Source organism: Knoellia terrae (assembly GCF_048606435.1).
Lineage (GTDB): Bacteria > Actinomycetota > Actinomycetes > Actinomycetales > Dermatophilaceae > Knoellia > Knoellia terrae.
Genome location: NZ_JBMBWH010000007.1, coordinates 152,993 through 178,299, shown reverse-complemented (window position 1 = coordinate 178,299; position 25,307 = coordinate 152,993). Strand labels below are relative to the sequence as shown.

At 71.0% G+C, this 25,307-nt stretch carries 28 protein-coding genes; 16 read left to right on the top strand and 12 right to left on the bottom strand.

What is annotated here, in order from left to right; translation table 11 throughout:
* The first annotated feature begins 221 nt into the window (after positions 1 to 221).
* The 5 genes from ACOJV9_RS11660 to ACOJV9_RS11640 all read left to right on the top strand — a co-directional run bounded on the left by ACOJV9_RS11660 (position 222) and on the right by ACOJV9_RS11640 (position 4,695).
* On the top strand, positions 222 to 1,961 hold the full coding sequence (locus ACOJV9_RS11660; RefSeq protein ID WP_420185383.1) for a DNA/RNA helicase domain-containing protein: 1,740 nt from the start codon (positions 222 to 224) through the stop codon (positions 1,959 to 1,961).
* A 7-nt stretch (positions 1,962 to 1,968) separates the two neighbouring features.
* Positions 1,969 to 2,307: a nucleotide pyrophosphohydrolase gene (locus tag ACOJV9_RS11655; protein ID WP_420185382.1), complete on the top strand. Its 339-nt coding sequence runs from the start codon at positions 1,969 to 1,971 to the stop codon at positions 2,305 to 2,307.
* A gap of 100 nt (positions 2,308 to 2,407) precedes the next feature.
* The gene (locus ACOJV9_RS11650) at positions 2,408 to 3,091 is read left to right on the top strand and encodes a DUF6345 domain-containing protein (RefSeq protein WP_420185381.1); all 684 of its coding nucleotides are present in this window, start codon (positions 2,408 to 2,410) and stop codon (positions 3,089 to 3,091) included.
* Positions 3,092 to 3,108: 17 nt separating this feature from the next.
* Positions 3,109 to 4,074, top strand: coding sequence for a hypothetical protein (locus tag ACOJV9_RS11645; RefSeq protein WP_420185380.1), 966 nt, complete (start codon positions 3,109 to 3,111; stop codon positions 4,072 to 4,074).
* Between the two features lie 108 nt (positions 4,075 to 4,182).
* Positions 4,183 to 4,695, top strand: a complete 513-nt coding sequence (locus tag ACOJV9_RS11640) for a pyridoxamine 5'-phosphate oxidase family protein (protein WP_420185379.1) — start codon at positions 4,183 to 4,185, stop codon at positions 4,693 to 4,695.
* Positions 4,696 to 4,758: 63 nt separating this feature from the next.
* Here ACOJV9_RS11640 and ACOJV9_RS11635 read toward each other — a convergent pair whose 3' ends face one another.
* Positions 4,759 to 5,448 (bottom strand): DUF72 domain-containing protein, encoded by a 690-nt coding sequence (locus ACOJV9_RS11635; protein ID WP_420185378.1) that lies wholly within the window; start codon positions 5,446 to 5,448, stop codon positions 4,759 to 4,761.
* A 68-nt stretch (positions 5,449 to 5,516) separates the two neighbouring features.
* On the bottom strand, positions 5,517 to 5,966 hold the full coding sequence (locus ACOJV9_RS11630; RefSeq protein ID WP_420185377.1) for a cupin domain-containing protein: 450 nt from the start codon (positions 5,964 to 5,966) through the stop codon (positions 5,517 to 5,519).
* Positions 5,967 to 6,091: 125 nt separating this feature from the next.
* On the opposite strand from ACOJV9_RS11630, the gene ACOJV9_RS11625 reads away from it, so the two are divergent.
* Positions 6,092 to 6,460, top strand: coding sequence for a DoxX family protein (locus ACOJV9_RS11625; RefSeq protein ID WP_420185376.1), 369 nt, complete (start codon positions 6,092 to 6,094; stop codon positions 6,458 to 6,460).
* Between the two features lie 18 nt (positions 6,461 to 6,478).
* Here the strand turns inward: ACOJV9_RS11625 and ACOJV9_RS11620 are convergent, their stop codons facing one another.
* Both ACOJV9_RS11620 and ACOJV9_RS11615 read right to left on the bottom strand, forming a co-directional pair.
* On the bottom strand, positions 6,479 to 7,642 hold the full coding sequence (locus ACOJV9_RS11620) for a N(5)-(carboxyethyl)ornithine synthase (RefSeq protein ID WP_420185375.1): 1,164 nt from the start codon (positions 7,640 to 7,642) through the stop codon (positions 6,479 to 6,481).
* A gap of 1 nt (position 7,643) precedes the next feature.
* Positions 7,644 to 7,784: a hypothetical protein gene (locus ACOJV9_RS11615; protein ID WP_420185374.1), complete on the bottom strand. Its 141-nt coding sequence runs from the start codon at positions 7,782 to 7,784 to the stop codon at positions 7,644 to 7,646.
* 280 nt (positions 7,785 to 8,064) lie between these two features.
* On the opposite strand from ACOJV9_RS11615, the gene ACOJV9_RS11610 reads away from it, so the two are divergent.
* The gene (locus ACOJV9_RS11610) at positions 8,065 to 9,645 is read left to right on the top strand and encodes an HNH endonuclease signature motif containing protein (protein WP_420185373.1); all 1,581 of its coding nucleotides are present in this window, start codon (positions 8,065 to 8,067) and stop codon (positions 9,643 to 9,645) included.
* A gap of 29 nt (positions 9,646 to 9,674) precedes the next feature.
* Here ACOJV9_RS11610 and ACOJV9_RS11605 read toward each other — a convergent pair whose 3' ends face one another.
* On the bottom strand, positions 9,675 to 9,968 hold the full coding sequence (locus ACOJV9_RS11605; protein ID WP_420185372.1) for a DUF1905 domain-containing protein: 294 nt from the start codon (positions 9,966 to 9,968) through the stop codon (positions 9,675 to 9,677).
* A gap of 53 nt (positions 9,969 to 10,021) precedes the next feature.
* On the opposite strand from ACOJV9_RS11605, the gene ACOJV9_RS11600 reads away from it, so the two are divergent.
* Positions 10,022 to 10,747 carry an alpha/beta fold hydrolase gene (locus ACOJV9_RS11600; RefSeq protein ID WP_420185371.1) on the top strand — a complete coding sequence of 242 codons (726 nt, stop codon included), beginning with the start codon at positions 10,022 to 10,024 and terminating at the stop codon, positions 10,745 to 10,747.
* Here the strand turns inward: ACOJV9_RS11600 and ACOJV9_RS11595 are convergent.
* The 3 genes from ACOJV9_RS11595 to ACOJV9_RS11585 all read right to left on the bottom strand — a co-directional run bounded on the left by ACOJV9_RS11595 (position 10,740) and on the right by ACOJV9_RS11585 (position 13,925).
* Positions 10,740 to 11,531 (bottom strand): aminoglycoside phosphotransferase, encoded by a 792-nt coding sequence (locus ACOJV9_RS11595; protein WP_420185370.1) that lies wholly within the window; start codon positions 11,529 to 11,531, stop codon positions 10,740 to 10,742. The two genes, ACOJV9_RS11600 and ACOJV9_RS11595, sit on opposite strands and share 8 nt — an antisense overlap.
* Positions 11,532 to 11,595: 64 nt before the next feature.
* Positions 11,596 to 12,846, bottom strand: coding sequence for a DUF2254 domain-containing protein (locus ACOJV9_RS11590; RefSeq protein WP_420185369.1), 1,251 nt, complete (start codon positions 12,844 to 12,846; stop codon positions 11,596 to 11,598).
* An 11-nt stretch (positions 12,847 to 12,857) separates the two neighbouring features.
* Positions 12,858 to 13,925 carry an LLM class flavin-dependent oxidoreductase gene (locus ACOJV9_RS11585; protein WP_420185368.1) on the bottom strand — a complete coding sequence of 356 codons (1,068 nt, stop codon included), beginning with the start codon at positions 13,923 to 13,925 and terminating at the stop codon, positions 12,858 to 12,860.
* A gap of 107 nt (positions 13,926 to 14,032) precedes the next feature.
* Between ACOJV9_RS11585 and ACOJV9_RS11580 the strand changes: the two genes are divergently transcribed.
* From ACOJV9_RS11580 to ACOJV9_RS11570, 3 genes are all read left to right on the top strand, one after another.
* Positions 14,033 to 14,989, top strand: coding sequence for an SDR family NAD(P)-dependent oxidoreductase (locus tag ACOJV9_RS11580; protein WP_420185367.1), 957 nt, complete (start codon positions 14,033 to 14,035; stop codon positions 14,987 to 14,989).
* A gap of 5 nt (positions 14,990 to 14,994) precedes the next feature.
* Positions 14,995 to 15,636, top strand: coding sequence for a DNA-3-methyladenine glycosylase family protein (locus tag ACOJV9_RS11575; protein ID WP_420185366.1), 642 nt, complete (start codon positions 14,995 to 14,997; stop codon positions 15,634 to 15,636).
* Positions 15,637 to 16,075: 439 nt separating this feature from the next.
* The gene (locus tag ACOJV9_RS11570) at positions 16,076 to 16,420 is read left to right on the top strand and encodes a hypothetical protein (RefSeq protein ID WP_420185365.1); all 345 of its coding nucleotides are present in this window, start codon (positions 16,076 to 16,078) and stop codon (positions 16,418 to 16,420) included.
* A gap of 249 nt (positions 16,421 to 16,669) precedes the next feature.
* On the opposite strand, the gene ACOJV9_RS11565 is transcribed toward ACOJV9_RS11570, so the two are convergent.
* Entirely contained in the window at positions 16,670 to 17,374 is a 705-nt protein-coding gene (locus ACOJV9_RS11565; protein ID WP_420185364.1) for a M50 family metallopeptidase, read from the bottom strand.
* 141 nt (positions 17,375 to 17,515) lie between these two features.
* On the opposite strand from ACOJV9_RS11565, the gene ACOJV9_RS11560 reads away from it, so the two are divergent.
* Complete coding sequence (locus ACOJV9_RS11560; RefSeq protein WP_420185363.1) at positions 17,516 to 19,612, top strand: M14 family zinc carboxypeptidase; 2,097 nt, start codon at positions 17,516 to 17,518, stop codon at positions 19,610 to 19,612.
* 93 nt (positions 19,613 to 19,705) lie between these two features.
* Here the strand turns inward: ACOJV9_RS11560 and ACOJV9_RS11555 are convergent, their stop codons facing one another.
* Both ACOJV9_RS11555 and ACOJV9_RS11550 read right to left on the bottom strand, forming a co-directional pair.
* Positions 19,706 to 20,347 (bottom strand): GntR family transcriptional regulator, encoded by a 642-nt coding sequence (locus ACOJV9_RS11555; protein WP_420185362.1) that lies wholly within the window; start codon positions 20,345 to 20,347, stop codon positions 19,706 to 19,708.
* Positions 20,348 to 20,352: 5 nt separating this feature from the next.
* Positions 20,353 to 20,775, bottom strand: coding sequence for a VOC family protein (locus ACOJV9_RS11550; protein ID WP_420185361.1), 423 nt, complete (start codon positions 20,773 to 20,775; stop codon positions 20,353 to 20,355).
* Positions 20,776 to 20,857: 82 nt separating this feature from the next.
* Between ACOJV9_RS11550 and ACOJV9_RS11545 the strand changes: the two genes are divergently transcribed.
* The 3 genes from ACOJV9_RS11545 (at position 20,858) to ACOJV9_RS11535 (ending at position 22,867) form a co-directional block, all read left to right on the top strand.
* Positions 20,858 to 21,619 (top strand): class I SAM-dependent methyltransferase, encoded by a 762-nt coding sequence (locus tag ACOJV9_RS11545; protein ID WP_420185360.1) that lies wholly within the window; start codon positions 20,858 to 20,860, stop codon positions 21,617 to 21,619.
* A 79-nt stretch (positions 21,620 to 21,698) separates the two neighbouring features.
* On the top strand, positions 21,699 to 22,130 hold the full coding sequence (locus ACOJV9_RS11540) for an OsmC family protein (RefSeq protein WP_420185359.1): 432 nt from the start codon (positions 21,699 to 21,701) through the stop codon (positions 22,128 to 22,130).
* The gene (locus ACOJV9_RS11535) at positions 22,127 to 22,867 is read left to right on the top strand and encodes an MOSC domain-containing protein (RefSeq protein WP_420185358.1); all 741 of its coding nucleotides are present in this window, start codon (positions 22,127 to 22,129) and stop codon (positions 22,865 to 22,867) included. Before ACOJV9_RS11540 ends, ACOJV9_RS11535 begins: the two co-directional genes overlap by 4 nt.
* Here the strand turns inward: ACOJV9_RS11535 and ACOJV9_RS11530 are convergent.
* Positions 22,851 to 23,939: an NAD(P)-binding domain-containing protein gene (locus ACOJV9_RS11530; protein ID WP_420185357.1), complete on the bottom strand. Its 1,089-nt coding sequence runs from the start codon at positions 23,937 to 23,939 to the stop codon at positions 22,851 to 22,853. The genes ACOJV9_RS11535 and ACOJV9_RS11530 overlap by 17 nt on opposite strands.
* Before the next feature lie 290 nt (positions 23,940 to 24,229).
* Here ACOJV9_RS11530 and ACOJV9_RS11525 point away from each other — a divergent pair, with 290 nt between their 5' ends.
* The gene (locus ACOJV9_RS11525) at positions 24,230 to 25,303 is read left to right on the top strand and encodes a BMP family ABC transporter substrate-binding protein (RefSeq protein ID WP_420185356.1); all 1,074 of its coding nucleotides are present in this window, start codon (positions 24,230 to 24,232) and stop codon (positions 25,301 to 25,303) included.
* The last annotated feature ends 4 nt before the right edge of the window (positions 25,304 to 25,307 follow it).

The following is a 25,307-nucleotide window of genomic DNA, read 5'->3' as shown; positions in this document are numbered from 1 at the left end:
GTCATTGCGGCCCGACGGGCTTCCCACGGACATGCCCCCACCCGCACGAGTTACTTCGTGCTGCTTGGGGACCCTTCGTGCACCTGCTTCGCACCTCCGTCGACGGGCTGTCGGCACTCGAGGCTCATCTCGCTGATCGTTTGGCGGAGCAGATGGCAATCCAGGTCGGGCACCGCCCCTCTCCAAGTGAGCGTCATTCGTGGGAGCGATCGATCCCGGCCTTGCGCGCGGATCTCTTGGACGCCGGTCTCGGTCAGGTTGAGGTGCTCCTCGAGTACCGACTCCCACTGACGAGCAAGCGAGCCGATGTTGTCCTTGCCGGCCAGCATCCAGCCACGGGCAACCCGTCGTTCGTCGTCGTCGAGCTCAAGCAGTGGAGCGAGGCCGAAGGCATCGAGGGATCGGACACCCTCTTCCGCGTCTCTCCGCACATCACGCGTGAGTACCTCCACCCCGGCCTCCAGGTCGACGGCTACTGCGACTACCTCCGCGACTTCACCACCTACCTCGCCGAGAACGATCACTCGCTCGTCGGGGCGGCATACCTGCACAACGCCACGGATGCGGGCGTCGGCGACATCGTCGCGGCGCCGAGTGGGTCACGTTCGCGCGTCTTCACCGGCCAGCGGCGCAGCGACTTCGTCGGCTTCCTCCGCACCCATCTCGCACCGAGCAATGGCGCCGAGGTGGCGGACGCGCTTCTGGCGAGCCGTATAGCCCCCAGTCGTCATCTCCTCGCCGTTGCCGCGGAGGAGGTCCAGCAACGCGAGATGTTCACGCTCCTGGACGAGCAGCGGTTGGCCTACGAGCAGGTACTCCATGGTGTGAGCCAGGCACGAGGCGCGGACACCAAGACGGTGGTGATCGTGACCGGTGGTCCCGGCAGCGGCAAGTCGGTCATCGCCCTCTCAGTCATGGGTGAGCTGGCCCGGCAAGGAAGGGCAGTCATGCACGCGACCGGCTCACGGTCGTTCACCCAAACCCTCAGGAAGGTGGCGGGCAAGCGAGCGCCAAGGGTGCAGAAGCTCTTCGCCTACTTCAACTCGTTCATGGACGCAGAGAAGAACGGGCTCGACTGCCTCATCCTCGACGAGGCACACCGACTTCGTGAGACCTCGGTCAACCGATACACACGCAAGGAGGTGCGCCTGGTCGCCCGCCCGCAGCTCGAGGAGCTCGTTGACGCGGCACGGGTGCCCGTCTTCCTCCTCGACGACCATCAGGTCGTACGCCCCGGCGAGCTGGGTACTGCAGACGAGATCGAGGAGTATGCCGTCGCGCGTGGTCTTCGCGTCCGGCGCATCAGCCTCGACGACCAGTTCCGCAGCGGCGGCTCGGAGGTCTACGTCTCATGGGTGCAGCAGCTACTGGGACTGGAGGGCGGCACACCTTCGGTCTGGCCCGGCGACCCGCGCTTCGAGCTGAGGACCGCCAGCTCCCCGGAACAGATGGAAGCGTGGCTCCGCAGGCACCAGGACGACGGGCTGACGGCACGAATCGCTGCCGGCTACGCCTGGCCCTGGAGCGACCCGCGCCCCGACGGCACTCTCGTTCCAGACGTTGTGATCGGTGGCTGGGCGAGGCCTTGGAACTTGCGTGGTGAGCGCTCGGTCGGCGGAGCACCGCCCGCAGCGCTGTGGGCAACCGACCCGGCCGGGTTCGACCAGATCGGGTGCGTCTATACCGCACAGGGCTTCGAGTACGACCACGCCGGCGTCATCATCGGTCCCGACCTCGTGTGGCGCGATGGTCGATGGGCGACCGTGCGTGAGGCGAGCAAGGACCCGGACTTCCGTAGCCGCAAGACGGTCGGTGATGATGACTTCGACCGACTGGTCCGCAACGTCTACAAGGTGTTGATGACGCGCGGGATGCGTTCGGTAGTCATCTTCGCCACCGACCCTGACACCCAGTCGCATCTTGAGTCGCTCATCCCGGGACGACTCAGCGACGACGAGTAGGACATTCATGGAGACGACCGGCTGGACGGACAGGTTGCGCACCTTTGCCGAGGAGCGGGAGTGGGAGCAGTTCCACACGCCGAAGAACCTCGCCATGGCGCTGAGCGTCGAGGCCTCGGAGCTCCTGGAGATCTTCCAGTGGCTCACGCCAGAGGAGTCCGCCGGGGTCATGCGCACCGAACGGGGACAGGCCGTCCGCGACGAGGTGGCTGACGTCATGACCTACCTGCTGCGCTTGGCCGACGTCCTCGACATCGACCTCAATGCAGCCATGGCCGCCAAGGTCGCGGCCAGCGCGAAGCGCTACACCGTCGAGCACTCGAAGGGCAGCGCCGCCAAGCGCTGACCATCGACCGTTCAGCAGAACGTATCTGGACGGCATACGTCGCCTCCTTCCCCCTGTAGCCGCCACCGTGACGGCGCAGCGCAACGCAAGGGAGCACGACATGGCCAAGTACGTCGGGTCTTGGTGGATCAAGGACGGCATCGACGGACGCCGGCTCGAAGCCGAGGGCTTCGCCTCAACGCTGGGCGGTCTGTCCGAGTTCGACTGGACCCAGAACCATGGCGAGAGCGACGTCAAGGAGTCCGACTTCGTCACGACCGCGAGGACGACGCAGCGCAGCGACCAGGTCGACGCGATGCAGATGAGCTCGCACGGCTGGCAGGACGGCTTCCTCGTCTGGGGTGGTGACGTCACGACGAGCGAGGCGGTCGACTTCGGCAAGAACGACCTCGAGATCTTCGCGACGCACGCCTGCGACCTTCTCCACCACGGCTCCGACAACTCGGTCGGGCGCTGGATCCCGGCCTTCTCGCGGCTGCACTACATGTTCGGCTTCCACAACAGCAGCTACTCAGGCGGCGGCCAGAACTCCCGCGGCACGTGGTTCGCGATGTACGCCGCGTGGTTCTACTACGGCCCACTGAGCTGGCTCTTCCGGATCGACATGCCGGTCCGCGAGGCATGGGCCGAGGCCAACGAGATCGTCGAGGGCAGCAATGTCCAATGGGCCTACCTGCGGGCCGAGGCGCCCGGCGCCCCCACCTACAACGAGCGGCTGCGCGCCGCCGAGACCACCGACCCCGTGAGCAACCGGTCCTTCTGGACCGCGCGCGGCACCTGCTGAAGGCCGAGGAGCCAGCCATGCCACTGACATTCGACGACATCGACTTCACGGTCGACCTGCCTGACATCCCCCGGTCCACCCCCGTGGTTTCGCACGCCGCGCCCTGCCTCAAGGAGCACGACGAGACGGCGCGGGCCATCGCCGAGGTTCTCGACATCGACGTCCGCGGCACCGCCCAGGTGCCCCACGGCTACGCCATCGGCAGCAGCCGCGGCCAGGTCGAGGTCTTCGCCGCGAGCGGCGCGGTCCGCGCGCGCAACACCGAGCGGCTCACGGCATACGAGGACGAGAGTCGCCGGTGGGAGGGCGTCGAGCGCGACGACGACGGCACCTACCGGCTCTCGGACGATGTCGGCAAGCGCCTGAGCCATCACGGCCTCGAGGTCCTGAGCCGGGTCGGCATCCGCTCCGAGTACGCCGGACTCGACGTCACCCTCGGCCAGTGGGCTCGGCTCAACGAGGACGGCACGGAGGAGGACTCCGGTCCCGGACGTGCCACCGTCCGTCTCTCGTATGCCGTCCACGGCCTGCCGCTTCTCGGTCCGGGCGCGAAGACGAACCTGCACTTCGACCCCGAGGACGACGGCCAGACCCCGGGGCTCGCCCGGATGTTCCACGTCAACCGCGGCATCGAGACGACCGCCGAGGTCGCGACCCAGTCGCTCGACGAGGCGTTCTCAGGTCTGCTCCGGCAGAGCTGGTCCGGCAAGGGCGTCCGCGAAGGCGAGGGCCGGATCACGATCACGGCGGCGACGTTCGGGCTGCTGGCGCTGCCGGCCGACGTCGTGCAGACGTTCGCGGCACCGACGCTCATGGTCGAGGGTTCGGTCAGCGGCATCGAGGTCGGCAAGGACGAGACGGTGACGGTGCGATTCGGCCAGTACCTCCCGCTCGCCCACCCCAAGGCGCTCGCCGAGGCGGGCTACGGCGGCGGCCAGCTGGAGCCGGGCGTCGTCGTGAGGGGCCGTGCGAAGGGGCAGTGACTCCTGGCGGCCCGCCGCCGCCGGGTCCTGCAGGACGCGTGCCAGGGGACGCGTTCGCAAGGACCGGGAGCGGCACCCTGTGTGGGCGCGCGGGCGTAGCGTCGGTTCATGGACACCACGGCACCCGAACCCACCGCCGACCGACCGGTGATCCCGGAGGGCTACGGCATCCCGACAACGACGAGGGGCCAGCTCGCCTGGGGCGACGTCGAGCCGCGTCTCGTGCGGTCGATGCACTACTGGCTCAGCAGCGTCCGACCCGACGGCCGACCCCACTCGGTGCCCCGCTGGGGAGTCTGGCTCGAGGGCAGGTTCTGGTACGACGGGGCGCCGAGCACACGGCATACGCGCAACGTGGAGCTCAACCCTGCCGTCACGCTGACGCTCGAGAGCGGGACCGAGGTCGTCATCGTCGAGGGCGAGTCCGTCGCGACCCGCGCCGACGCCGAGAGCCTCGGTGCCCGGCTCGCGGAGGCGTTCACGAAGTACGCCGCGAGCGGCTACAACCCAGGGCCGGACTCGTGGGCGGGCGAGGACGGCGGCGGCCTGCGGGTCATCACTCCGCACCGGGTGATGGCATGGTTCTCGTTCCCCACGGACTGCACGCGCTTCACCTTCTGACGCAAAGACACTCCTCCACGTGGCCCCGTACGTCGTCGAGGCGCTACCGGCCACTGACGAGCGTCAGGTGCCGTGCTTCGACGTGCCCTCGTGGGGCGACAGCAGGGCGAGGAACCGCTCGGCGTCGCCTGTGCGGGGCAGGTTGTTGAACATGACGTACGGCGTGGGTCGCCCGTCGACCAGGTCCCGCAGCCGGCGCAGCTCGTCATCTGTATGGACGTGCCGCGAGCCCGTGGTGCCGTGCAGCCGGTAGTAGGTCTGCTCCGGTGTCACGGTCTCGGACTGCATCGGATCGACGACGTGCACGAGGTCCAGCTCGCCACAGAGCTCCGTCACCAGCGTCGTTGGCCAGTCGCCGCGGGGCTCCCACAGCAGCCGACCGGCTGGCCGCTCAACCTGCGACATGAAGCTGCGCAGCCGTGCGATGTTGTCGGCCGTCGGGCGAAAGCTCTTCGGGCACTGGAGCAGCACGGCTGTGGCCTGCAGAACGCGGGCGCACTCGAGGGTCCGTTGCCAGGCCTCGAGGACCGGAGGTGTTGTCCGGAAGGCTCCGACCTGGCCTCGCGCACTGTCTGCCGAAGGCTGCTTCATGCGTCGGTACGTGGGGCTGTTGGACTCGTGCGTGATGACCTGCCACGCCTTGATCGTGAACTCGAAGTTGGCTGGCACCTGCGCCCTCCAGCGCGCGAGCACGGCGTCCGCGGGCGGCTCGTAGAACGTGTGCTGCACCTCCAGGACGGGGAATCGACGCACGTACGAGGACTGGGAGACGGTCCAACCACACAGCCCGACGCGGGCGTCCACGCGACCATCCACTCCTATCAGCTCGGCTGCACGGTCCACTCCGGCGGCTCGTCGCTGCCGGCCTCCTCGTCCTTCTCCGCATCCTCCGCCGTCTCGTGCACGGTCCCCTTGGCGTGGTGCGAGGGGGCGTAGATCGCGTAGAGCTGCAGCGGCTCGTCGCCGGTGTTGACGACGTCGTGCCACGTGCCGGCGGGCACCTGGATCGACCAGCCGTCGGTGACCTCGGTGTCGGTGAGCTCGGTCTCGGACGGACCCATGCGGCATACGCCAGAGCCGGCATCGAGACGCAGGAACTGGTCGGTCTCGGGGTGGACCTCGAGCCCGATCGAGGAACCGGCGGGGATCGACATCAGCGTCACCTGGAGATACTTGCCGGTCCAGGCGACAGCGCGGTATGCCGTGTTGTCCCTGGTCGCCGTCTCGATGTCGAAGGCGTTGGGCTGGGGTCCGTTGTCGGTCGTGCTCATGACGGGAAGGTCCTCTCAGTCGGCTGCCTCGAGCCTAGCCCGGGCGCTGTGGCCGTCGGTCTGGTGCCGCTGCGTCCGGCGCTGCTAGCGTCGACCCACGCAGTTCCCCCACGACGGGACGCATCATGGACATCGCACTGTGGGTCGTCGCAGCACTCCTGGCGGTCGTGTTCCTCGGGGCCGGTGTCACGAAGCTGATGCTTCCGAAGGACGCGCTCTACGAGAAGAAGATGACCTACGTCGAGGACTTCTCCGACGGGCAGATGAAGGGCATCGGAGCCCTCGAGCTCCTCGGTGCTCTCGGGCTCATCCTCCCGGCCTTCGTCGACGGGCTCGAGTGGCTCGTTCCGCTGGCCGCGACCGGGCTGTTCCTCGTCATGGTCGGCGCGGTCCTGACGCACATTCGTCGCAAGGAGGCCTTCGTGCCCCCGCTCGTGCTTGGGCTGCTCGCCGCGTTCGTGGCCATCGGCCGGTTCTGGATCGAACCGCTCTGACGAGCTTATTGCGCTCCGTCAGCTGCTGACGACGGCGCCCTCGACCGCATGCGGATAGGTCGCGTCGCGGTGCTGGAACGACAAGATGTTCGGGTTCTTGATCTCGCCGTCCTGGATCTCGATGGCGCGGGAGATCGTCGGGTCGTCCTTCCAGACGTCCGGGCCACCGAGCACGGTGCGCAGGTGTGGCAGGAGCGCCGAGCTGATCTCCCAGGTCGCGGAGTTCCAGAGGTAGGACGGCGTGTGGTCGACGGCGTAGTAGGTGATGTTGTCACCCACGACGAAGGTCGGCTCCGCGAACGTCGTCGGCTTGGCCCAGCTGAAGCCCATGCCCTCGTCGCAGGACACGTCCACGATGAGGCTGCCCGGGCGGAAGAGCGGCAGGTCCGCCTCGGTGAGGAAGGTCCACGGCGACTCGGTGTCCTGCAGGACGCAGTTCACGACGATGTCGTTGTCGGCGAGGTAGTCCGCCAGGGGGACTCGCCCCTCGTTGGTGACGACCATCGTCAGCGACGGGTCGTCGGCGTGGTGGTCGAGGTGGACGATCTCGACGGAGTGGATCGGGGAGGCGACGGCGGCGACCTTGCGGTTGGTGAGGACGCGCACATCGCCGATGCCGAGGGCGCTCAATGCCGTGACCGCACCGCGTGCCGTGGCGCCGAACCCGATGACCACCGCGCGCAGCCGTCGGCCGTAGCTGCCGGTGGACCCGATCTGCTCCAGCGAGTGGAGCACCGAGCAGTAGCCGGCGAGCTCGTTGTTCATGTGGAACACGTGGAGCAGGAAGCTGCCGTCACGGGACCAGTGGTTCATCGCCTCGAACGCGATGAGGGTCTGCCGCCGGTCGACCGCCTGCTGGGTCAGCGCTTGGTCCTGGACGCAGTGCGGCCAGCCCCAGATGATCTGGCCGTCGCGGAACTCGGCCAGGTCCTCGGCCTGGACCTTGGGCTGCAGGACGATGTCGCACTCGGCGATCAGCTCGGCCCGCGGGCGGACCCCACCGATCAGCTCGGCGACGGCCTCGTCGGACATGCCGAAGGGAACGCCGTACCCCTGCTCGACGAAGATCTGGGACCGGAGGTCGTCGTCGATCCTGGCGAGGTGCTCCGGGTGGATCGGTAGCCGGTGCTCGTTCTCCTTGCGGGAGTGAGCGAGGACGGCGACGGTGAGCAGGGGGTCCAAGTCAGCGCTTCTTCCCGTGGAGGGTGCTCTCGATGCCGGAGGTCGACGTGCCGTCCGCCTTGGCCTTCTTGTCGGCGCGCTTCTCCTTGATCGACTTGCCGGACTTCTTGGAGAGCGAGTGGCGTGGAGATTTGTCGGACATGACCGGCTCCTAGGTGAGGAGACCCGAAGGGTCCCGCTCCTCCGGAGGGTACGCCCCCGCGACGAGGTGACGCTGACTCCCCTCGCGACGAGATGGACCTGTCCAGGAGGGCCGGGGTCCGAAGAGGCGACGCCCAGAGGTTATTGGCGGTTCGTTCTCGCTGAGAATCACCGATTGCAGCCAGCTTCGTTGACTGAACGGCTGTGCCGCAGGCGAATTCGCGCAGACAAAGTTGTGGACAAGGATGGTGCTCGAACGCACGTTCGAGTATGATTGCAGCATGGACGACGACGTCAGCACCGACCCGAGCAGCCTGCGTGGCGCGCTCGAGTCCGCGCGTGCGTCCTTGGCGCAGGTCCGCGATGTCCTCCCGACGCTGACCAGCGCTGAGCTCGCCGAGGCCCTCGGTCTCGTGGACGCGGTGAAGGTCGAGGCGTCTGCGGTGCAGGTCGTCGTCACCACCGAAGCCGCCCACCGCGGAGAGTTCACCTCCGCCCACCGCGGAGAGTTCACCTCCGCCCGTCGCGGTGCCGGGTCGGCCCACGACTGGGTGCGCGAGCACGCCCCGTCCCTGCGGCAGGGTGGCGCCGGCCAGCTCGCGTCCTTCGCGCAGGACGTCGCCCACGCCACTCCCGGCGGTCAGTGGTCGACGTCCGGCCCGTATGCCGGTGCGTATGCCGATCCGAACCGTCCCGAGGGCGTGGTCTGGGCTCGCGTGGTCACCGGTGAGGTCACCGTGCCGCTTGCGCTGACCGCCCTGTCGGAGGTGCGGCGGATGAAGGACCTCCTGCACCCCGAGGCGGTGCCGACGGTCACGACCGCGATCCTCGACCATGGCGTCCAGTGGGGCGCCGCAGAGGCGAAGAAGATCCGGCCGAGGCTCCTGGCCATGCACGGCTTCGAGGGAGAGTTCGACGACACCCAGAAGCGGCTGCGCGCCGGAGCGCACCTGTCGAGCCCGCGGATCCTCGACGGCGACCTCACCGGGTACTCCCTGCAGCTCACCCCTGAGCAGAGCGCGATCCTCGAAGCGGCCCTCGGACCGCTGTCGGCTCCAGCCCCCAACGCGGAGACCGGTGAGCGCGACCTGCGCCCTGTCGGTCAGCGTCGCGCGGAGGCCCTGACGGCGGTGTGCGCCGGCCACGCGTCCATGGACGCTGCAGACCGGGCCCCGGCGGCGGCTCCCACGGCCCTGCACGTCCGGATGAGCCTGGCCGAGCTGCTCCGACTGACCGGCGCCGACCGCGATACGGAGGCGACCGGAGGCGAGGCGACGAGAGGATGCGGCATAGTGATCGGTTCGGTCGCCGAGGGCACGCTCCTCAGCCCGGCCACGCTGCGCCAGCTCGCCTGCGACGCCGACGTCATCCCCGTGGTCCTCGGCTCCGACGGCGAGGTGCTCGACGTCGGCCGCGCGGTGCGGCTGTTCACCCGGGGGCAGCGCCGGGCTCTGTGGCACCGTGACGCCGGCTGCACCTGGCCGGGGTGCACCGCACCACCGGACTGGGCCAAGGCTCATCACCTCATCCACTGGACTGACGGCGGACGGTCGGACCTGTCCAACGCCGCCCTGCTCTGCCAGCGCCACCACACCCAGGTCCACGACCAGCGCCTCATCGCGGACGTCCATCCGCCCGACGAGTCCGGCCGCTCGGTCACGTGGGATCTTGCCCGAGGCAGCTATGACCGCACCCTTCCTGCCCGGCTGGCCGAACAGCGACGAGCCGAGCAACGACGACAACGCCGAGCCGCCGAGCCCGACACCGGCGGACCTGACCCGTGGCTGACCGCTGCGCCTGACGACCCCGACTACGCCGACCGACTTCTCGAGTGGCATGACTGGAGCCTGCACGCCGCCTGAGGTGCCGCTCGGGTGACCGTTTTGACAGGTCACCACGACACGGTGACGTCGACCTCGTCGCCCGGCTCGACACCGAGCGCCCGGCGCACGCTTTTGCGCACCGGAAGCACATACGTGCTCCGTTGGCGCGAGGGGAACACGCTGGTCTGCCACTCCTGCGTCCCGATCCGTACGGTCACGCGGACCGACCCGAAGGCGCTGGCCGGTTCCGCGCGCGTGTAGGCCATCTCGTCCGCGACCTCCGGCGGGAGGTCGACGAAGACCCACGAGTCGGGCTGGTCGCTTGCGGGGTAGGGCGCGCCGGTGAAGCTGCGGTCAGGCACGTCACGACGGTAGCGCCGTGCCACGACACCGGCCCGCCCCGTAACGTGAGCGGATGCCTGAGCCGACTGCCCTGCTTGCCCTGCCCGGACTGGGACTTGGTCCTGAGGCATGGCGGCCCACGCTCGAGCACCTGACGGCTGCCGGCGACCGTCGGGCGGACGTTCTCGTGTGTCCCGGCTACGGCGCGCCGGCCCACCCGCGGCGCGACCTGGATCCACGGGCCATCGCCGAGGCCGCCCTGGCGCGCCTCCCCGCCGGCGACAGCCGTGTCGTCCTGCTGGGCCACTCCGCCAGCTCCCAGCTCGTCGCCCACCTCGCCAGGCTCGACCCTGCCCGCGTGGCGGGCCTTGTCCTCGTCGGCCCGACGACCGACCCCAGGGCGGCGACGTGGCCACGGCTCCAGGCACGATGGCTGGCGACCGCGGTCCACGAGACCCCGCAGCAGGTGCCCGCACTGGCACGGCAGTACACGCGCACAACGTTCCGCGCCATGGCCCGAGCGCTGGACGCCGCACGGCACGACGCGATTCTCGAGACCCTCGACGCGGTCTCGGCGCCCGTCCTCGTCATCCGTGGCCCTCTCGACCGCATCTGCCCGGCGGACTGGGCCGACAAGGTCGCCGCGAGTGGAGGCAGCGGCAGCCGGCACGTCACGCTTGCCGCCGGCGCCCACATGGTGCCGCTCACCCACGGCCACCTCGTCGCCGACGCCGTCGCCGGCTTCCTCACCGAGCTGGACCAGCAAGACGCGTCGGACCAGCCGGCTCAGCTCAGCTGAGCACCGGCCCGAGCGCCGTCCGGTAGTCGCCGACACGCAGGCGCTCGTCGCTGAGCAGCCGGAAGATCGCCGCGCGCAGCATCGCCTGTCGTCGTGGCCCGCTCGACCACCCAGCCATCACCCCGGCATCGGCGCCCATCGACACCACGCCGTCCAGCACGGTCACGGCCTCCGCCCAGAGCACCGGCCGCCAGTACGCCGAGACGTCGATGACCAGAGGGATGCCGTCGGCGTCGAGCAGGACGTTGCCGGCGAGGTCGCCGTGGACGAGCTGGTCGGGCCCGAAGCCGGTGTCGTCCAAGGCGGCCATGAGGTGGGAGACGAGCGGCACCATCTCGTTGGGTATGCCGGTCGGCTGGCTCTCCCCGAACGCCACCCGCGCGGCCCGCGCCCACCGGTCGGTGCGGTCGCCGATGCCCGGCGGAGGAGAAGTGACCCGCGAGGCCAGTCGAGCGTGGAGCAGCCGCCCGGTCGCCAGCAGCACGTCGAGGTCGCGGCACTGCCTCGCGTCCGGCTCGAAGCGGGTCGCGCCCCACCCGTCGACGACCCACTGCAGCTCGCGCGTGGGGATCGGCATGGCCACCCGCAGCGACCGCGGCCGCTCGTGGTCCAGCTCGGCGGCCAGCGGCGCGAGGATCGGGTTGAGCCAGCCGGACACCGCCTCGTCACGTCCGGGCGACAGCACGAGGTCGCCGGCGACGACGCTGTAGCCCCGGCCGCCCGGCACCGACCGGACGTCGTCCGGCACGGCGAAGAGGTCGAGGACGTGAGCTGACGGCTTCACGAGTCCAACCTGTGACACCGGGCCGCGGCGCCGCGCCACGCCGGTGCGCGGTCGGAGGAGGCGGTCAGCGCAGCCCGATGTCCGAGGGCGACAGCCCGTCGACCGCCGGCGGCGATGCTGGGGTCAGCGAAGCCGCCGGCGTCCCTTCGAGGCGGGCGAGCGCTGCCTGCACCGCCGGCCGGTGCTCAGGACGAGCCGCCGACTCGAGGTCCCGGAGGGCGACGAGCAGGCGCTGCACGATGCGCGGGTCCTCGCGGCCCCAGTGGGAGATCTCGTCGAACGCGAGAGCGAGGTGGTCGGCGAAGCTGGGCTCCGGCACCGACACCACGAGGTGGCCGGCCTCGCTCGTGACCTGTCGCGGTGGAAGGGGTCGGGTCGCGAGCCGGCGGAGGAGGTCGTGCAGCTGGTCGATGGCTTGCACTGCGGTCGTGGGGTCGTTGATACCGGGAGAGAGTGCCCGCTCGGCGATGTCGACGAGCTGACGCTGGCCGAAGCCGAGGTCCTCCTGCATGCTCCGCTCGCGCCCCATGTGCACCGCCGAAAGGACGGCGGCGTCCTCCAACGTCCCGTCCCCGTGGACGACCGCCAACGGACCTCCTGTCGGGACGAACTCACCCACCGCCCGCAGGAGCTCGACGCAGACGCCCTGTGTCTGCGCCGCGTGGCCGAGCGCACGGTCGTCGACCCACTGCACCACTCCCGGTCCGTCGGCGAGCACCGTGCGACCCGGCCCGGACGGGACAGGGAGCTCGGCGAGCCGCGGGGAGTCGAGCGGAAAGCGTCGATCCAGCAGCGCCCGTGCGTCGTCCGCGATCGAGGCGATGATCGTCGACGCGCGGATGGACTGCGCGATGTGGTGGATGTAGGCGAGGAAGACCAGCACGGACGTGAGGACGAGGACGAACGCGACGGTGACGGCGATGTGCGGCACGAAGGGGTCAGCCTGCGACGTGCCCCTCACGCCGCGCAGCACGACGAGGGCGTAGACGAACGTCGCCACGAAGACCCCCAGCGCGACCTGGTTGAAGCGGTCCTCGAGGAACGAGCGCAGCACCCTCGGTGAGAACTGGCTGCTCGTGAGCTGTAGCACGACGATGGTGATCGAGAAGACCAGACCGGTGAACGAGATCATCGAGGTGATGATCGCGGCGAGGAGAGCACGCGCACCTTCTGGACCTCCGGCGAAGAGGAACGGCGCGCGCAGCGGGGTGTCGAGGGACTCGTCCATCGCGGTGAGGCCCAGCGCCAGGACGGTGGCGGCAATGGCGAAGCCGAGGGGCAGCGCCCAGAAGCGCTGGCCCAGGCCGACCAGCATGGACCTCACCTTCACGGCGCCCCCAGCAGCTCGCGCACCCGCGGCGCGACCTCCTCGCCGAACAGCCGGATCGACTCCATCCGCAGGTCGTGCGGCAGCCGCCCGTTGGAGTACTTGAACTGGAACCGCGACGCCCCCAGCACCTGCACCGTCGCAGCGATCTTGCGTGCCACCGTCTCGGGCGACCCGCAGTAGACCGCGCCCTCCGGCGAGATCTGCGCCCGGGCCGCACTCTCCGACATCGGCGCCCAGCCACGCTCGCGGCCGATCTTGCGCATCTGGTCGAGGAAGTGCGGCAGGTACTCCTCCGCCGCCTGCTCGTCCGTCGCCGCCACGTGCCCCGGCGAGTGCACCCCGATCGGCAGCCCCGGGTGCCCGAGCTCGTCACACGCCCGGCGGAACAGGTCGGCGAGCGGCTCGAACGCCGCGCTCGCCCCGCCGATGATCGCGATGACGATCGGCATCCCGTACTGCGCCGCCCGCACGACCGACTGCGGCGTCCCACCGACCCCGACCCACGTCCGCAGCGACCCCGACTCGGTCGGCGGCATGACCGGCCCCGCCGCCACCGGCGGCCGCACCGTCCCGGACCACTCGAACGGCTGCTCCGTGAGCACCTTGGCCAGCAGGTCGAGCTTCTCGCTGAAGAGCACCTCGTAGTCGTCGAGCGACAGCCCGAACAGCGGGAACGACTCGATGAACGACCCTCGCCCGACGGTGATCTCGGCCCTCCCGTGCGACATGGCGTCAACCGTCGAGAACCGCTGGAACACGCGGATCGGGTCCTCCGACGACAGCACCGTCACCGACGTGCCCAGCCGGATTCGCGACGTCGACGTCGCCAGGCCGGCCAGCACCGTGTCCGGCGCCGACACCGCGTAGTCCGGTCGGTGGTGCTCGCCCACCCCGAAGAAGTCCAGCCCCAGCCGGTCGGCCAGCTGCCCCTCGGCGAGCACCTCACGGATTACCACCGCCGCCGGCAGCGGCAGCCCGTCGGGCCCGAGGGCGATGTCGCCGAACGTGTCGAGCCCCAGCTCGAGCGGTCGGGCGGGAGCGTCGGACGGTGAGGTCTCAGTCATGGTGCGACCAGCGTAGGCCTGCCGGGCGCGCGACGAGGCTGGCCGGGCCCTGCTCGGCGTCGCCGACTGACCGGCAACCTCCCAGCGAGCGCACGTAGGGTCGCCGCATGCCCGTGACCCCTCTCGCCCGTGCCCTCGACACCGCGCTCGACCGATCCGTCGTGCCCGGCTTCTCGAAGATCGGGTATGCCGTCCGCCGTCGCCTCCCGACGTGGCCGGCCGACCCCGCCATCGGGGCCCTTGCGGGCCGCCACGTCGCCGTCACCGGCGCCACCTCCGGGCTCGGCACCGCCACCGCCCGCCAGCTGAGCGACCTCGGCGCGCACGTCCACCTCGTCGTCCGCAACCCCGACAAGGCGGTCGACATCGCCGCCCAGCTGCGCGGCCCGTCGACGACGTGGACGTGCGACATCGGCGACCTCGACAGCGTGCGGAAGTGCGCCGCGACGATCCTCGCCGAGGGCCCGCCGCTCGACGGCCTCGTCCACAACGCCGGCGCCATGCCCCCCGAGCGCACCGAGTCGCCCCAGGGTCATGAGCTGTCGATGTCGATCCACGTGCTCGGGCCGGTCCTGCTCACCGAGCTCCTCCGCCCGGCTCTGACCGGCCGGGACGCCCGCGTCGTCCTCGTCACCTCGGGTGGCATGTACACCCAGCCGCTCCCGGTCGACGACCCCGACTACACGAGCGGCGAGTACTCCGGCAAGACGGCATACGCCCGCAGCAAGCGCACCCAGGTGGAGCTGCTCCCGGTCCTCACGACGCGCTGGGCCGCGGACGGCATCTCGGTCTACGCGATGCACCCGGGCTGGGCCGCGACCCCGGGCGTCTCCGACTCCCTGCCCGCGTTCGACAAGGTCATGGGTCCGGTCCTGCGCAACGTCGACACCGGCGCCGACACGACGACCTGGCTCGTCGCCTCGCAGCCGCGCCCTCGCGGCGGCGGCCTGTGGATGGACCGCCGCGAGCGCCCGACCTCGTTCCTCGGCCGGACGAAGCCGACCTCGGACGAGCGCCGCCGCATGTGGGAGTGGACCGCCGCGGCCCTCGACCTCACCGCCTGAGCCCGGTGCAGCCGGACGAGTGGCACCGGCACGTCACCGACGTCGCCGCCACCGACGAGCACCTCGCCGCCGAGCTCGCCGACTCCGGCATGCCCGAGCGGTGGTCGCGGCCTCCGGGCTTCCCCAGCCTCGTCCTTCTCATCCTCGAGCAGCAGGTGTCGCTCGCCTCGGCGGCCGCGGCCTACGAACGCATCCGCGCCCGCACTGGCGCCATGACACCGGCGGCCCTGCTGGCCACGACGCCCGAGGACCTGCGCGCCGACGGAGTCTCGCGGCAGAAGGACCGCTACCTGCGTGCCCTCTCCACGGCCGTCGCCACGGGCGCCCTCGACCTCGACCGCCTGCCCACGCTGTGCGACGACGAGGTGCTCGCCGAGCTCGTCGCCCTCCCCGGCATCGGCCGCTGGACCGCCGAGGCCTACCTCCTCGCCTGCCTCGACCGGCCCGACGTCTGGCCGGTCGGTGACCGGGCCCTCCAGGTCGCCGTCGCCGAACGCCTGGGTCTGCCCGACGTCCCCGACCAGGCCGAGCTCGGGGCCATCGGCACGCGGTGGGCGCCCCACCGCTCCACGGCAGCCCGCCTGCTCTGGCACGGCTACCTCGTCCGCCGCGGTCGCCGGGAGACCGTTGTCGACCTCGCACCCTGAGCCACGGGCTGGCGGGGCCCGCCCGTCCACAGCCCCATGGGGACAAGATGGGGACGCTGGTCCAGAAGGTGTGGACAAAGCTCTCCGGGCGGGGGACAACCTGTGCACGACGAAGGCCGTCGAAAGAGGTTTCGTCAAACCCTTGTGGCAGAGGGTCCGTGGGGCGTAGACATCTCCTACGCACTCCCCTCGGGGAGAGCAGGACGCCTCGGAGACGAAGGTCCACACGACGGGTTCGCCCGCCGCGAGCGCCAGGTGACGTGGTGCTCGGGACCGGAGGGGACGAGGCGTCGATCGGGATCGTCACATCGACCGATCACCCAGAAGGGCCCTTGGAACTCATACTTCCAAGGGCCCTTCGCCTGTCCCGGCAGTGGCCGGGGACTGGTCCCGACGAGGCGTTGTACGCCGCGCCGAGTGGGGTGATGATGGTCCTGAGGTGAGCAGGATGGTCGTCACCCTCGGCATGGCCGCGCTGGCGATGTTCTGCGGCCTGACAGCGGTGGTCGTCGCCGTTCGGGAGCGCCCGACGAAGGAGCCGGTGCCTCCCGTGCTCCTCGCCCTCGAGCTGGCCCGGCTGGCCGAGCACCTGCGGGAGGTCGAGGACGGCAACCAGCCGCGCAAGGCCGAACGCCTCGCCGCCAGCACCCTGGCCTACGACCTGGCACTGCGCGACTACTGCCGCAGCGTCGACCTCCCCGTGCCCGAGGGCCGGGGCTCGTTGTCCCGCAGCGAGCGGTTCGAGATGGAGTCGGCGCTGATCGGCCACGGCCACGACTGGTAGCCCACGGCGCAACCGGAAACGACCGGCTCTGACCTGCGACGGTGTTCCGCATGGCCGCCTGCGTACTGTCTCTTGTGAGGACCGCGACTGGCTCGGGCGGAGTCCCAGGCAAGGCCCGCTGACCTTCGGCTACCTTTCGTCAGGCACCTGTTCTGATTTCACCGGGAAATCCAACACATGCTTCATCCGCTCGCCACCGGCCCGGTCGGGCCGCGCTCGGACCGCCCGGCCGGCGCCTGACGCACCCGTTCAGGCGAGGTCGAGGAGCAGCCGCGCGGCGCCCCACGTGGCTGCCGCCAGCGTGGTGGCGAAGGTGACGAGCCAGAGCACTGCGGGTATGCCGGTCAGCCGGCCGAGCACGACCGCGTCACTTCCCGGGTCGCGACGGCCCGTGCCGACGAGGGCGCCGAGGTGGCGCCACGCCCCGACGAGGAGCACCAGACCGGCGGCCAGCACCACCCACGCCTGGGTCTCGTCGTTGCGCCACCACCACAGCGCCCCGACGCCGGCGCCCGCGGCGAGCACGGTGAGCAGGGTGCCGGCCGAACGCACGAAGGCCAGCACGACGACCAGGGTGAGCAGCGTGCCGAAGAGGAGCGCGCCGGCATACCCCCGGGTCGCCGCCCACAGCATGAGCAGGCCGACGAGGGCGGGCATCGGGTAGCCCGCCCAGGTCGTGACGACACGGCCGAGCCCGCGCGCGGGGCCGACCGTGACCGCGTGCCCCGACATGTCCCCCCGGACGACGAAGCCGGTGAACCGGCGGCCCGAGGCGACGCCGACGAGGGCGTGGCCGAGCTCGTGCACGAGAGTGACGACGACGCGCAGCCGCAGCCACAGCGCCGGGACGAGCACGACGACCAGCGCCGCGAGGACCGCCAGGGTGAGCCCGCCGGTGGCGAGGCCGGGCGTGGCGGCACCGAGGCGGGTGCTGAGGTCGCTGCCGACGTCCATGGGGGCAGAACGTAGCCGTCGAGCCTGTGACCGCGCCTGTGCCACCGAGATGTGCACTTTCTGCAGTTCAGGTCAGGGGTCGGCACAGCGTTTGCTGGTGCGAACCGATGTGCTCAACGCCCGCCCACCTAAGGGATCCCTGTGGCTCGCCCATCCCGCCTCATCCCGCTGACGTTCGCGGTGTCCGCGCTGATCGCCTGCGGCGCTGCGCCGGTCGTCAGTGCGCTCCCGTTGCCGACGCCGACCGCGTTCCCCGTCCAGCTGGTCACCGTCGACACACCGACGCGCCAGCACAAGGCGCTGCTCCAGACGCTGGGCCTCGACCTGACCGAGCACGCCGGCCACGACTACGTCGAGGTGGTCCTGCACCGCGCCGCCGACGCGGAAGCGCTCCGGGCCGCAGGACTCACCCACACGGTCCGCATCCCCGACCTCACCCGGCGCGAGGCCGAGAACAACCGCACCAACGCCACCTTCGCGGCAGCCAACGCGACGACGGCGCTCCCGTCGGGACGCAACGCCTATCGCACCCTCGCGGAGTTCAACGCGGACATGGCCGCGCTCGCGGCCGACCACCCCACCCTCGTGAAGCAGATCACCCTCAACCGCCGCAGCCTCGACGGTCGAGAGGTCAAGGGCGTCGAGATCGGGCGCAACGTCACCGCAGCCGAGGACGGCAGGCCGGTCTTCGTCATGCTCGGTGTCCACCACGCTCGCGAGTGGCCGTCGGGCGAGCACGCGATGGAGTTCGCCGTCGACCTCGCCAAGGGCTACGGGGACGACCCGCGCATCACGGCGCTTCTGGACCAGGCTCGAGTCGTCGTGGTCCCGGTCGTCAACGTCGACGGGTTCCACCTCTCGCGCACCGATGGTGCCCTCATCGATCTCCGTGAGGCAGACGGCGGTGGCACGGCCTCGATCCTCGGCACCCCCGGCAACGCCTACAAGCGGAAGAACTGCCGTGTCATCGACGGCCAGAACACCCCGGACGGCACGTGCGCTGCGGCCAGCGCGACGAGCCCTGGCGGATATGGCATCGGGACCGACCTCAACCGCAACTACGGCGGGTTCTGGGGTGGCCCGGGCGCGTCCGACCTGGGCGCCGACCCGACCTATCGCGGCGCCGGGCCCTTCTCCGAGCCGGAGACGGAGAACGTCCGCGAGCTCGTGAGCAGCCGCCAGGTCACGACGCTGATCACGAACCACACGTTCTCCAACCTCGTCCTGCGGCCCAACGGCGTCGCCCCGGACACCATCGGTCAGGACGGCCTGCCCGTGGGCAACGCTCCGGACGAGGAGGGCATGAAGGCCCTCGGCGCGCGGATGACGGCGCAGAACGGCTACTCCAACCAGCACGGGTGGGAGCTCTACGACACGACGGGCACGACGGAGGACTGGTCCTACAACGCGACCGGCGGCTTCGGCTACACCTTCGAGATCGGTCCGGACGAGTTCCACCCGCCCTTCCCCAAGGTCATCGACGAGTACCTCGGCGCGGGCGCGTACGCCGGCAAGGGCAACCGCGAGGCCTACCTCATCGCCCTCGAGAACGCCGTCGACCGTGCCACCCACTCAGTGGTCACGGGCAAGGCCCCGGCCGGTGCGACGCTGCGCCTGCGCAAGACGTTCGCGACCCCGACCTGGTCGAGCTCGGTCTCGGACACGCTCGACACGACGATGGTGGTCGGCCCGACCGGTCGCTACACCTGGCACGTCAACCCCTCGACGCGTCCCGTCGTCCAGTCGCGCCAGATCCGAACGCTGGCCGGTGAGCCGACGAAGAGCGAGACGACCACGGGGACGACCGCCCCGCTCGCCTCGACCGACACCGAGTTCGTCGTCGACCGCCCCGCGTCGGTCATGGAGGTCAGGCTGGACTGGGTCACGCCCGACGACTTCGACCTCGAGGTCTACCGCAAGGCCGCCGACGGCACGCTCACCCTGGTCGGCTCGTCCGGCAACCTGCCCGGTGAGAAGGAGCGAGTCCTCCTTCAGGACCCGGCCCAGGCGACCTACGTCCTGCGGGTTCTCAACTACGCCGCGGTCTCGCCGACGTGGACGATCACGGCATCCCTGTTCGACGCCACCACCTCGATGACGGGTGGGCTCGTCGAGGCCTGGACACTCACCTGCGAGCGTGCCGGCCGAGTGCTCCAGACCATCCCGGTGGTCGTCGAGCGCGGACAGCAGGTCAAGGCCGACCTTCGCACCTGCGCCACCGCCTGGTCGAAGGGGTGACGGTCCCAGCCCTATGACGAACGGGTCGTATGCCGTGTCCCCTGTCCACGGCATACGACCCGTTGGCAGTGCGGGAGGCGGGGAGGCTGGGGCTCAGGCGCGAGGGTCGGTGCGCTCGATGTGGGTGGTGAGCGTGGACCGGAGCGTGTCCGCGGAACGGGAGCGCAGCAGCGAGACCAGGTGCTCGTGCTCGCGGACGAGCCCCCGCATGTGCGTCGTGGTCGTCGCCTCACCCAACCGCCCGAGCCGGACGAAGGCGCCGAGCTGGGCGAGCATCCGGGACAGCGTCGGCATCCGCGCGGCCCCGGCGAGAGCGAGGTGGAACTCCTCGTCGAGGCGGAGGAAGGTCTCGGCCTCTGCGGCGTCGGCGGCCCGGCGCTGCTTGAGCACGAGCAGCTCGAGCCGGTCGAGGTCGTCGTCGTCGCGCGTCGCGCACGCCTGCTGCGTGGCCGCCGCCTCGAGGGCGACGCGCAGGGTCGTGATCTCGCGGCGGTGCTCGGGGGAGACGTCGACGACGAGGAGCTGGCGGCGCGGCCCGGTCTCGAGGAGGCCGTCGCTCTGCAGCCGGCGCAGCGCCTCGCGGACGGGCGTGCGCGAGACGGAGTGCTGCTCGGCCAGCACGACCTCGTCGAGGGGCGAGCCGGCGGCGAGGGCGCCGGACATGATGTCGTCCAGCACCGCCCGCCGCACGCGCTCCGCCTTGGTCGCCGTCGAGGCCCGGGCCTCCGTGGTCACCGGTCCTACTTCGCGAAGATCTGCGACTCGTCGGCGAAGGCCTTGAACTCCATCGCGTTGCCCGCCGGGTCGAGGAAGAACATCGTCCACTGCTCGCCGGGCTGGCCCTCGAACCGCAGGTAGGGCTCGATGACGAAGGTCGCCCCGGCCTCCTTCATCTTCGCCGAGAGGTCGTGGAAGTCCTCGACCGCGAGCACGGCGCCGAAGTGCGGCACCGGGACCTCGTGCGCGTCGACGTGGTTGTGACCGGCCGGGCCGGGGTGGACGGCCACCTCGTGCGTGACGACCTGGTGGCCGTAGAAGTTCCAGTCGATCCACTGCTCGGCGGAGCGACCCTCGGACAGGCCGAGCACGCCGCCGTAGAACGCGCGGGCGGCGGCGATGTCGTCGACGGGGACGGCGAGGTGGAAGCAGGGACGAGCGGTCACGGCATACTCCTTGGTCGTTGTGTGCAAGTCGCTTGAATGTATACAAGTGAGGTGGAGAGCGCAACGGCGTACCGTCGGCGAGGTGACCTTCGACGTCGTGGGTGCGGCATACGACCGCTTCATGGGCCGCTACTCGAGACCGCTGGCGAGCGTGTTCGCCGACTGGGTCGGGGTCCGGCGCGGGGACGAGGTGCTCGACGTCGGCTGTGGACCCGGAGCGCTGACCGGGGTGCTCCTCGAGCGGGCCGGGGCGCCGCACGTGAGCGCCGTGGACCCGTCGGCGCCGTTCGTCGAGGCCTGCCGCCGGCGGCACCCCGCCGTCGAGGTGCTCTGCGCGCCCGCCGAGCGGCTGCCGTTCGCGGACGGACGCTTCGACGCGGCGCTCGCCCAGCTCGTCGTCCACTTCATGCAGGACCCGCGAACCGGCCTGGCCGAGATGGCCCGGGTCACCGGCGGTGGTGGCCGGGTGGCGGCGTGCGTCTGGGACCTCGCCGGCGACCGCTCACCGTTGAGCCCGTTCTGGTCGGCCGCCCGTCGGCTCGACCCCACCGTCGCGGACGAGTCCGACCGGGCGGGGGCGCGGGAGGGGCACCTGGCCGAGCTCGCGCGGGAGGCCGGCCTGACCGACGTCGAGTCCGCCGAGCTGTCGGTGACCGTGACCCATCCGGGCTTCGAGGAGTGGTGGGAGCCCTACACGCTCGGCGTCGGCCCGGCCGGCGACCACGTGGCCGCACTCGACCCGCACGGGCGGGAGGCGCTGCGCGAGGAGTGCCGGTCGGCGTTCCCGGCGCGCGGCCCGTTCGACGTGACGGCCGTCGCCTGGGCGGTCCGGGCGCACGCCTGACCCGGCACCCGGTCTTGTGTGCCGCCGGGCCGCACGACAGGCTGGGCGGGTCAGACCTCTCGACGACCAGGAGCACCCCATGGCAGGAACCACCCGTACGGCCTCGAACCACTGGGAGGGCGACCTCTTCACCGGCAACGGCCGGGTGACCCTCGAGTCCTCCGGCCTCGGCACCTTCGACGTCAACTGGCCCTCGCGCGCCGAGGAGGCGAACGGCAAGACCAGCCCCGAGGAGCTCATCGCCGCGGCGCACTCGTCGTGCTTCAACATGGCCTTCTCCAACGGCCTCGCCAAGGCCGGCACGCCGCCCACCTCCCTCGACACGACGGCCGCGGTCACCTTCGTGCCCGGCACCGGCATCACCGGCATCGTGCTGACCGTTGCCGGCTCGGTCCCCGGGATGTCCGCGGAGGACTTCCAGGCGGCGGCCGAGGACGCGAAGGAGAACTGCCCGGTGAGCCAGGCGCTCAAGGCCGTGCCGATCACGCTCGAGGCGAGCCTGTCCGAGTGACCTCCCTCGTCTCGCGGCTCGGGCTGGCGCTCGTCAAGGGCACCCGCCACACCGACCGGGACGAGATCGAGCTCGACGACCACGGCCCTGTCGGCGACCGCACCTGGTGCGTCGTCGACAGGGCCGCGGCACGTGTCCTGCGGACTGTCGAGAACCCGCGGCTGCTGCGGCTCTCGGTCGGCGCCGACGGCGACCGGCTCGTCGTGACGACGTTCGAGGGGCAGACGACGGAGGCCGGGACACGCGACGCTGCTGGCGGCACACGGGCGTTCGACTACTGGGGACGCGGGGCACGGATCCGGCTGCAGGACACGCCACTGAACGCGGTCTTCTCCGACGAGCTCGGCCGCGACGTCGTGCTGGCGCGCGCCGAGCGGGGCGACGTCGTCTACGCCGACCCGGTCTCCATCGTCACCACGGGCGCCCTGCGTCGCCTCGCGCATTCGCTGCGCGAGGGCGGGTATGCCGTTCCGTCACCTCTCGACGTCCGCTTCCGGGCGACGGTCACGCTCGACGCGACGGACGACCCGCCGCCGGGGACCCGGCTCCGGCTCGGGACGGCGGTCGTCGAGGTGACGGGTCAGCTCGAGCGGTGCGCCGTCATCGACCTCGACCCGGCCACGGGAGAGCGCACCGGGTCGCGGCTGCTGGAGCGCACCCGGACCCTGGACGGCCGGCTGCTGTTCGGCGTCGGCGCCCGCGTGGTGACTCGCGGAACCGTCAGGCGCTCCGGCTGACGGCCGGCTGCCGCGAGGCGGCGGCTGCCACCTGCTCCGCCACCTCCATGGCCGCCCGCCTCGCGGCGCGGCTGGCCCCGATGGTGCTCGCCGACGGTCCGTAGCCGACGAGGTGGACGCGTGGGTCGCGCGCGGCGGTCGTGGCGGCCTGGACGTTGCCCGGCACGCGGACGAGCGGGATTCCCCCCTCCGGTCCGCGCAGCCCGAGCGGGCCGAGGTGGTCGACGGCCGAGCGGAACCCGGTCGCCCACAGGATCGCGTCGGCGCGCTCGAGCGTCCCGTCCGGCCACCTCGCGCCGTGCTCGTCGAGCCGGTCGAAGACCGGACGCGGGTCGTCGTACGCGCCCAGCCGCGCCGCCTCCTGCTCCTGCTCGCGCAGCATGAGGCCGGTCGCCCCCACGACGCTCGTCGGCGGCAGCCCGGCGACGACCCGCCGCTCGACCTCGGTGACCACCTGCAGGCCGACCTGCGGGTCGAACTCGCCGGTGCGCCACTGCGGCGGGCGGCGGGTGACCCACACGACCTCGGCGACGGGCGCGAGCTCGCCGATCAGCTGCACCGCGGACGCCCCCGCGCCGACGACGAGGACGCGCCTGCCGCGCAGGTGCTCGGCTCCGGGGTAGGTGGCCGTGTGGAACTGCTCGCCGGCGAAGTCCGCCGCCCCCGGGTAGGAGGGCCAGTTCGGCCGCGTCCACGTACCCGTCGCGTTCACCAGGGTGCGGGTCCGCCACCGGCGGGCACCGCCGTGGACGACGAGCAGCTCATCGTCGCTCGTCACCGCGGTGACGTCGACCGGCCGCTCGACCGGGACCTGGAGCTCACGCTCGTACTCGGCGAACCAGCTCGGGACCGCGACGTTGGCGCGCTCCCTGGAGCGAGTCGGCGCCGGCCGGCCGGGGAGGTCGGCCACGCCGTGGACGTCGTGCATCGTCAGCGAGTTCCACCGGTGCTGCCACGCGCCCCCGGGTGCCGGGTTCGCGTCGAGGACGAGGTGCTCGACGCCACGCTGGGTCAAGAAGTACGACGCGGCCAGACCTGCCTGGCCGCCGCCGACAACGATCGAGTCCCACACCTTCACATCTCGTTGAACGCGAAACGACGACGCGGTATGCCGGTCCGTGCTGACCCGCAGGGGGTCCGACGGCACGGGCGGACGGCATACGTGCGGCTTCTGGCAACGAACGCGTCACGAGAGCGCAACACGAGGGGGCTCGTTCGGTCGAGTCTGCCAACCGGCAGGGGCTTCGTTGGGCAGGTGCTGCCAATGAGCGGTCTCCTGCCGACCCAACAGACTTTCGGGCACACCGAGGAACCGACCTGCAGCCCTCCCATGCGTCGGTCCCGTCCACCAGAGGACTCGCCATGACCCGATCGCGCACTCGCTTCACCTCCTCGACCGGCACCGGACGCCTCGCCCGCCGCGCCGCCACGACCCTTGCCTTCGCGTCGGTCTCCGCCCTTGTCCTCGCCGGCTGTGGTGGCGGCGAGGAGGGCGACTCCGGCACCGGCACGGACGCCGGAGACGGTGGCGACAAGCAGGTCATCGCCGCGATCTTCTCCGGCCCCACCAACGACGCGGACTACAACGCGATCGGCCTCAAGGCGCTCGAGGCCGCCAAGGCCGAGGGGGCCGAGACCTCGTTCAGCGAGAAGGTCGCCGTCACCGACGTCGAGGCCCGCCTCACCGAGGCCGTCGGCGACGGTGCCACGGTGGTCTGGACCCACGGCTCGCAGTTCTACGACGCCACCGCCAAGGTCGCCAAGAACAACCCCGACGTGAACTTCATCGCGGAGTACGACGGCCTCCCCAAGGACCAGCCGGCCAACGTGTGGACCATCGACCGCCAGTTCCACCTCGGCTTCTACGGCATGGGCGTGTTCGCCTCGAAGCTGAGCAAGACCGGCACGGTCGGCTACGTCGGTGGACTCTCGCTGCCGTTCTCGATGGCCGAGGTCCACGCGATGGAGCAGGCGATCAAGGACACCGGCGCCAGCACAACGGTCAAGCCGGTGTGGACCGGTGACTTCAACGACGCAGCCAAGGCGCAGCAGTTCTCCACCCAGCTCCTCGGCCAGGGCGCCGACGTCATCGTCGGTTCGCTCAACCAGGGCTCGACCGGCACCTTCCAGGCCTTCGAGGGCCGGCCCGCCGGCGACGGCTGGGTCACCGCGAAGTACACCGACAAGTCCGCCGCCGCCGGCGAGCACTACGCCGGCACCCTTGAGTACGACTTCGAGAAGCCGCTGGCCGACGTGCTCGCCAAGATCGCGGCCGGCGAGGAGAAGGGCAACTACCTGCTCGGCTTCGACACCGGCGTGACGATCAAGATGGCCGACGGCGTGCCCGCCGACGCCAAGGCCGCGGTCGAGAAGGCCATGGCAGACGTGAAGTCCGGTGCGGTCAAGGTCGAGCTCAACACCGCGAAGATCGGCTGACCGT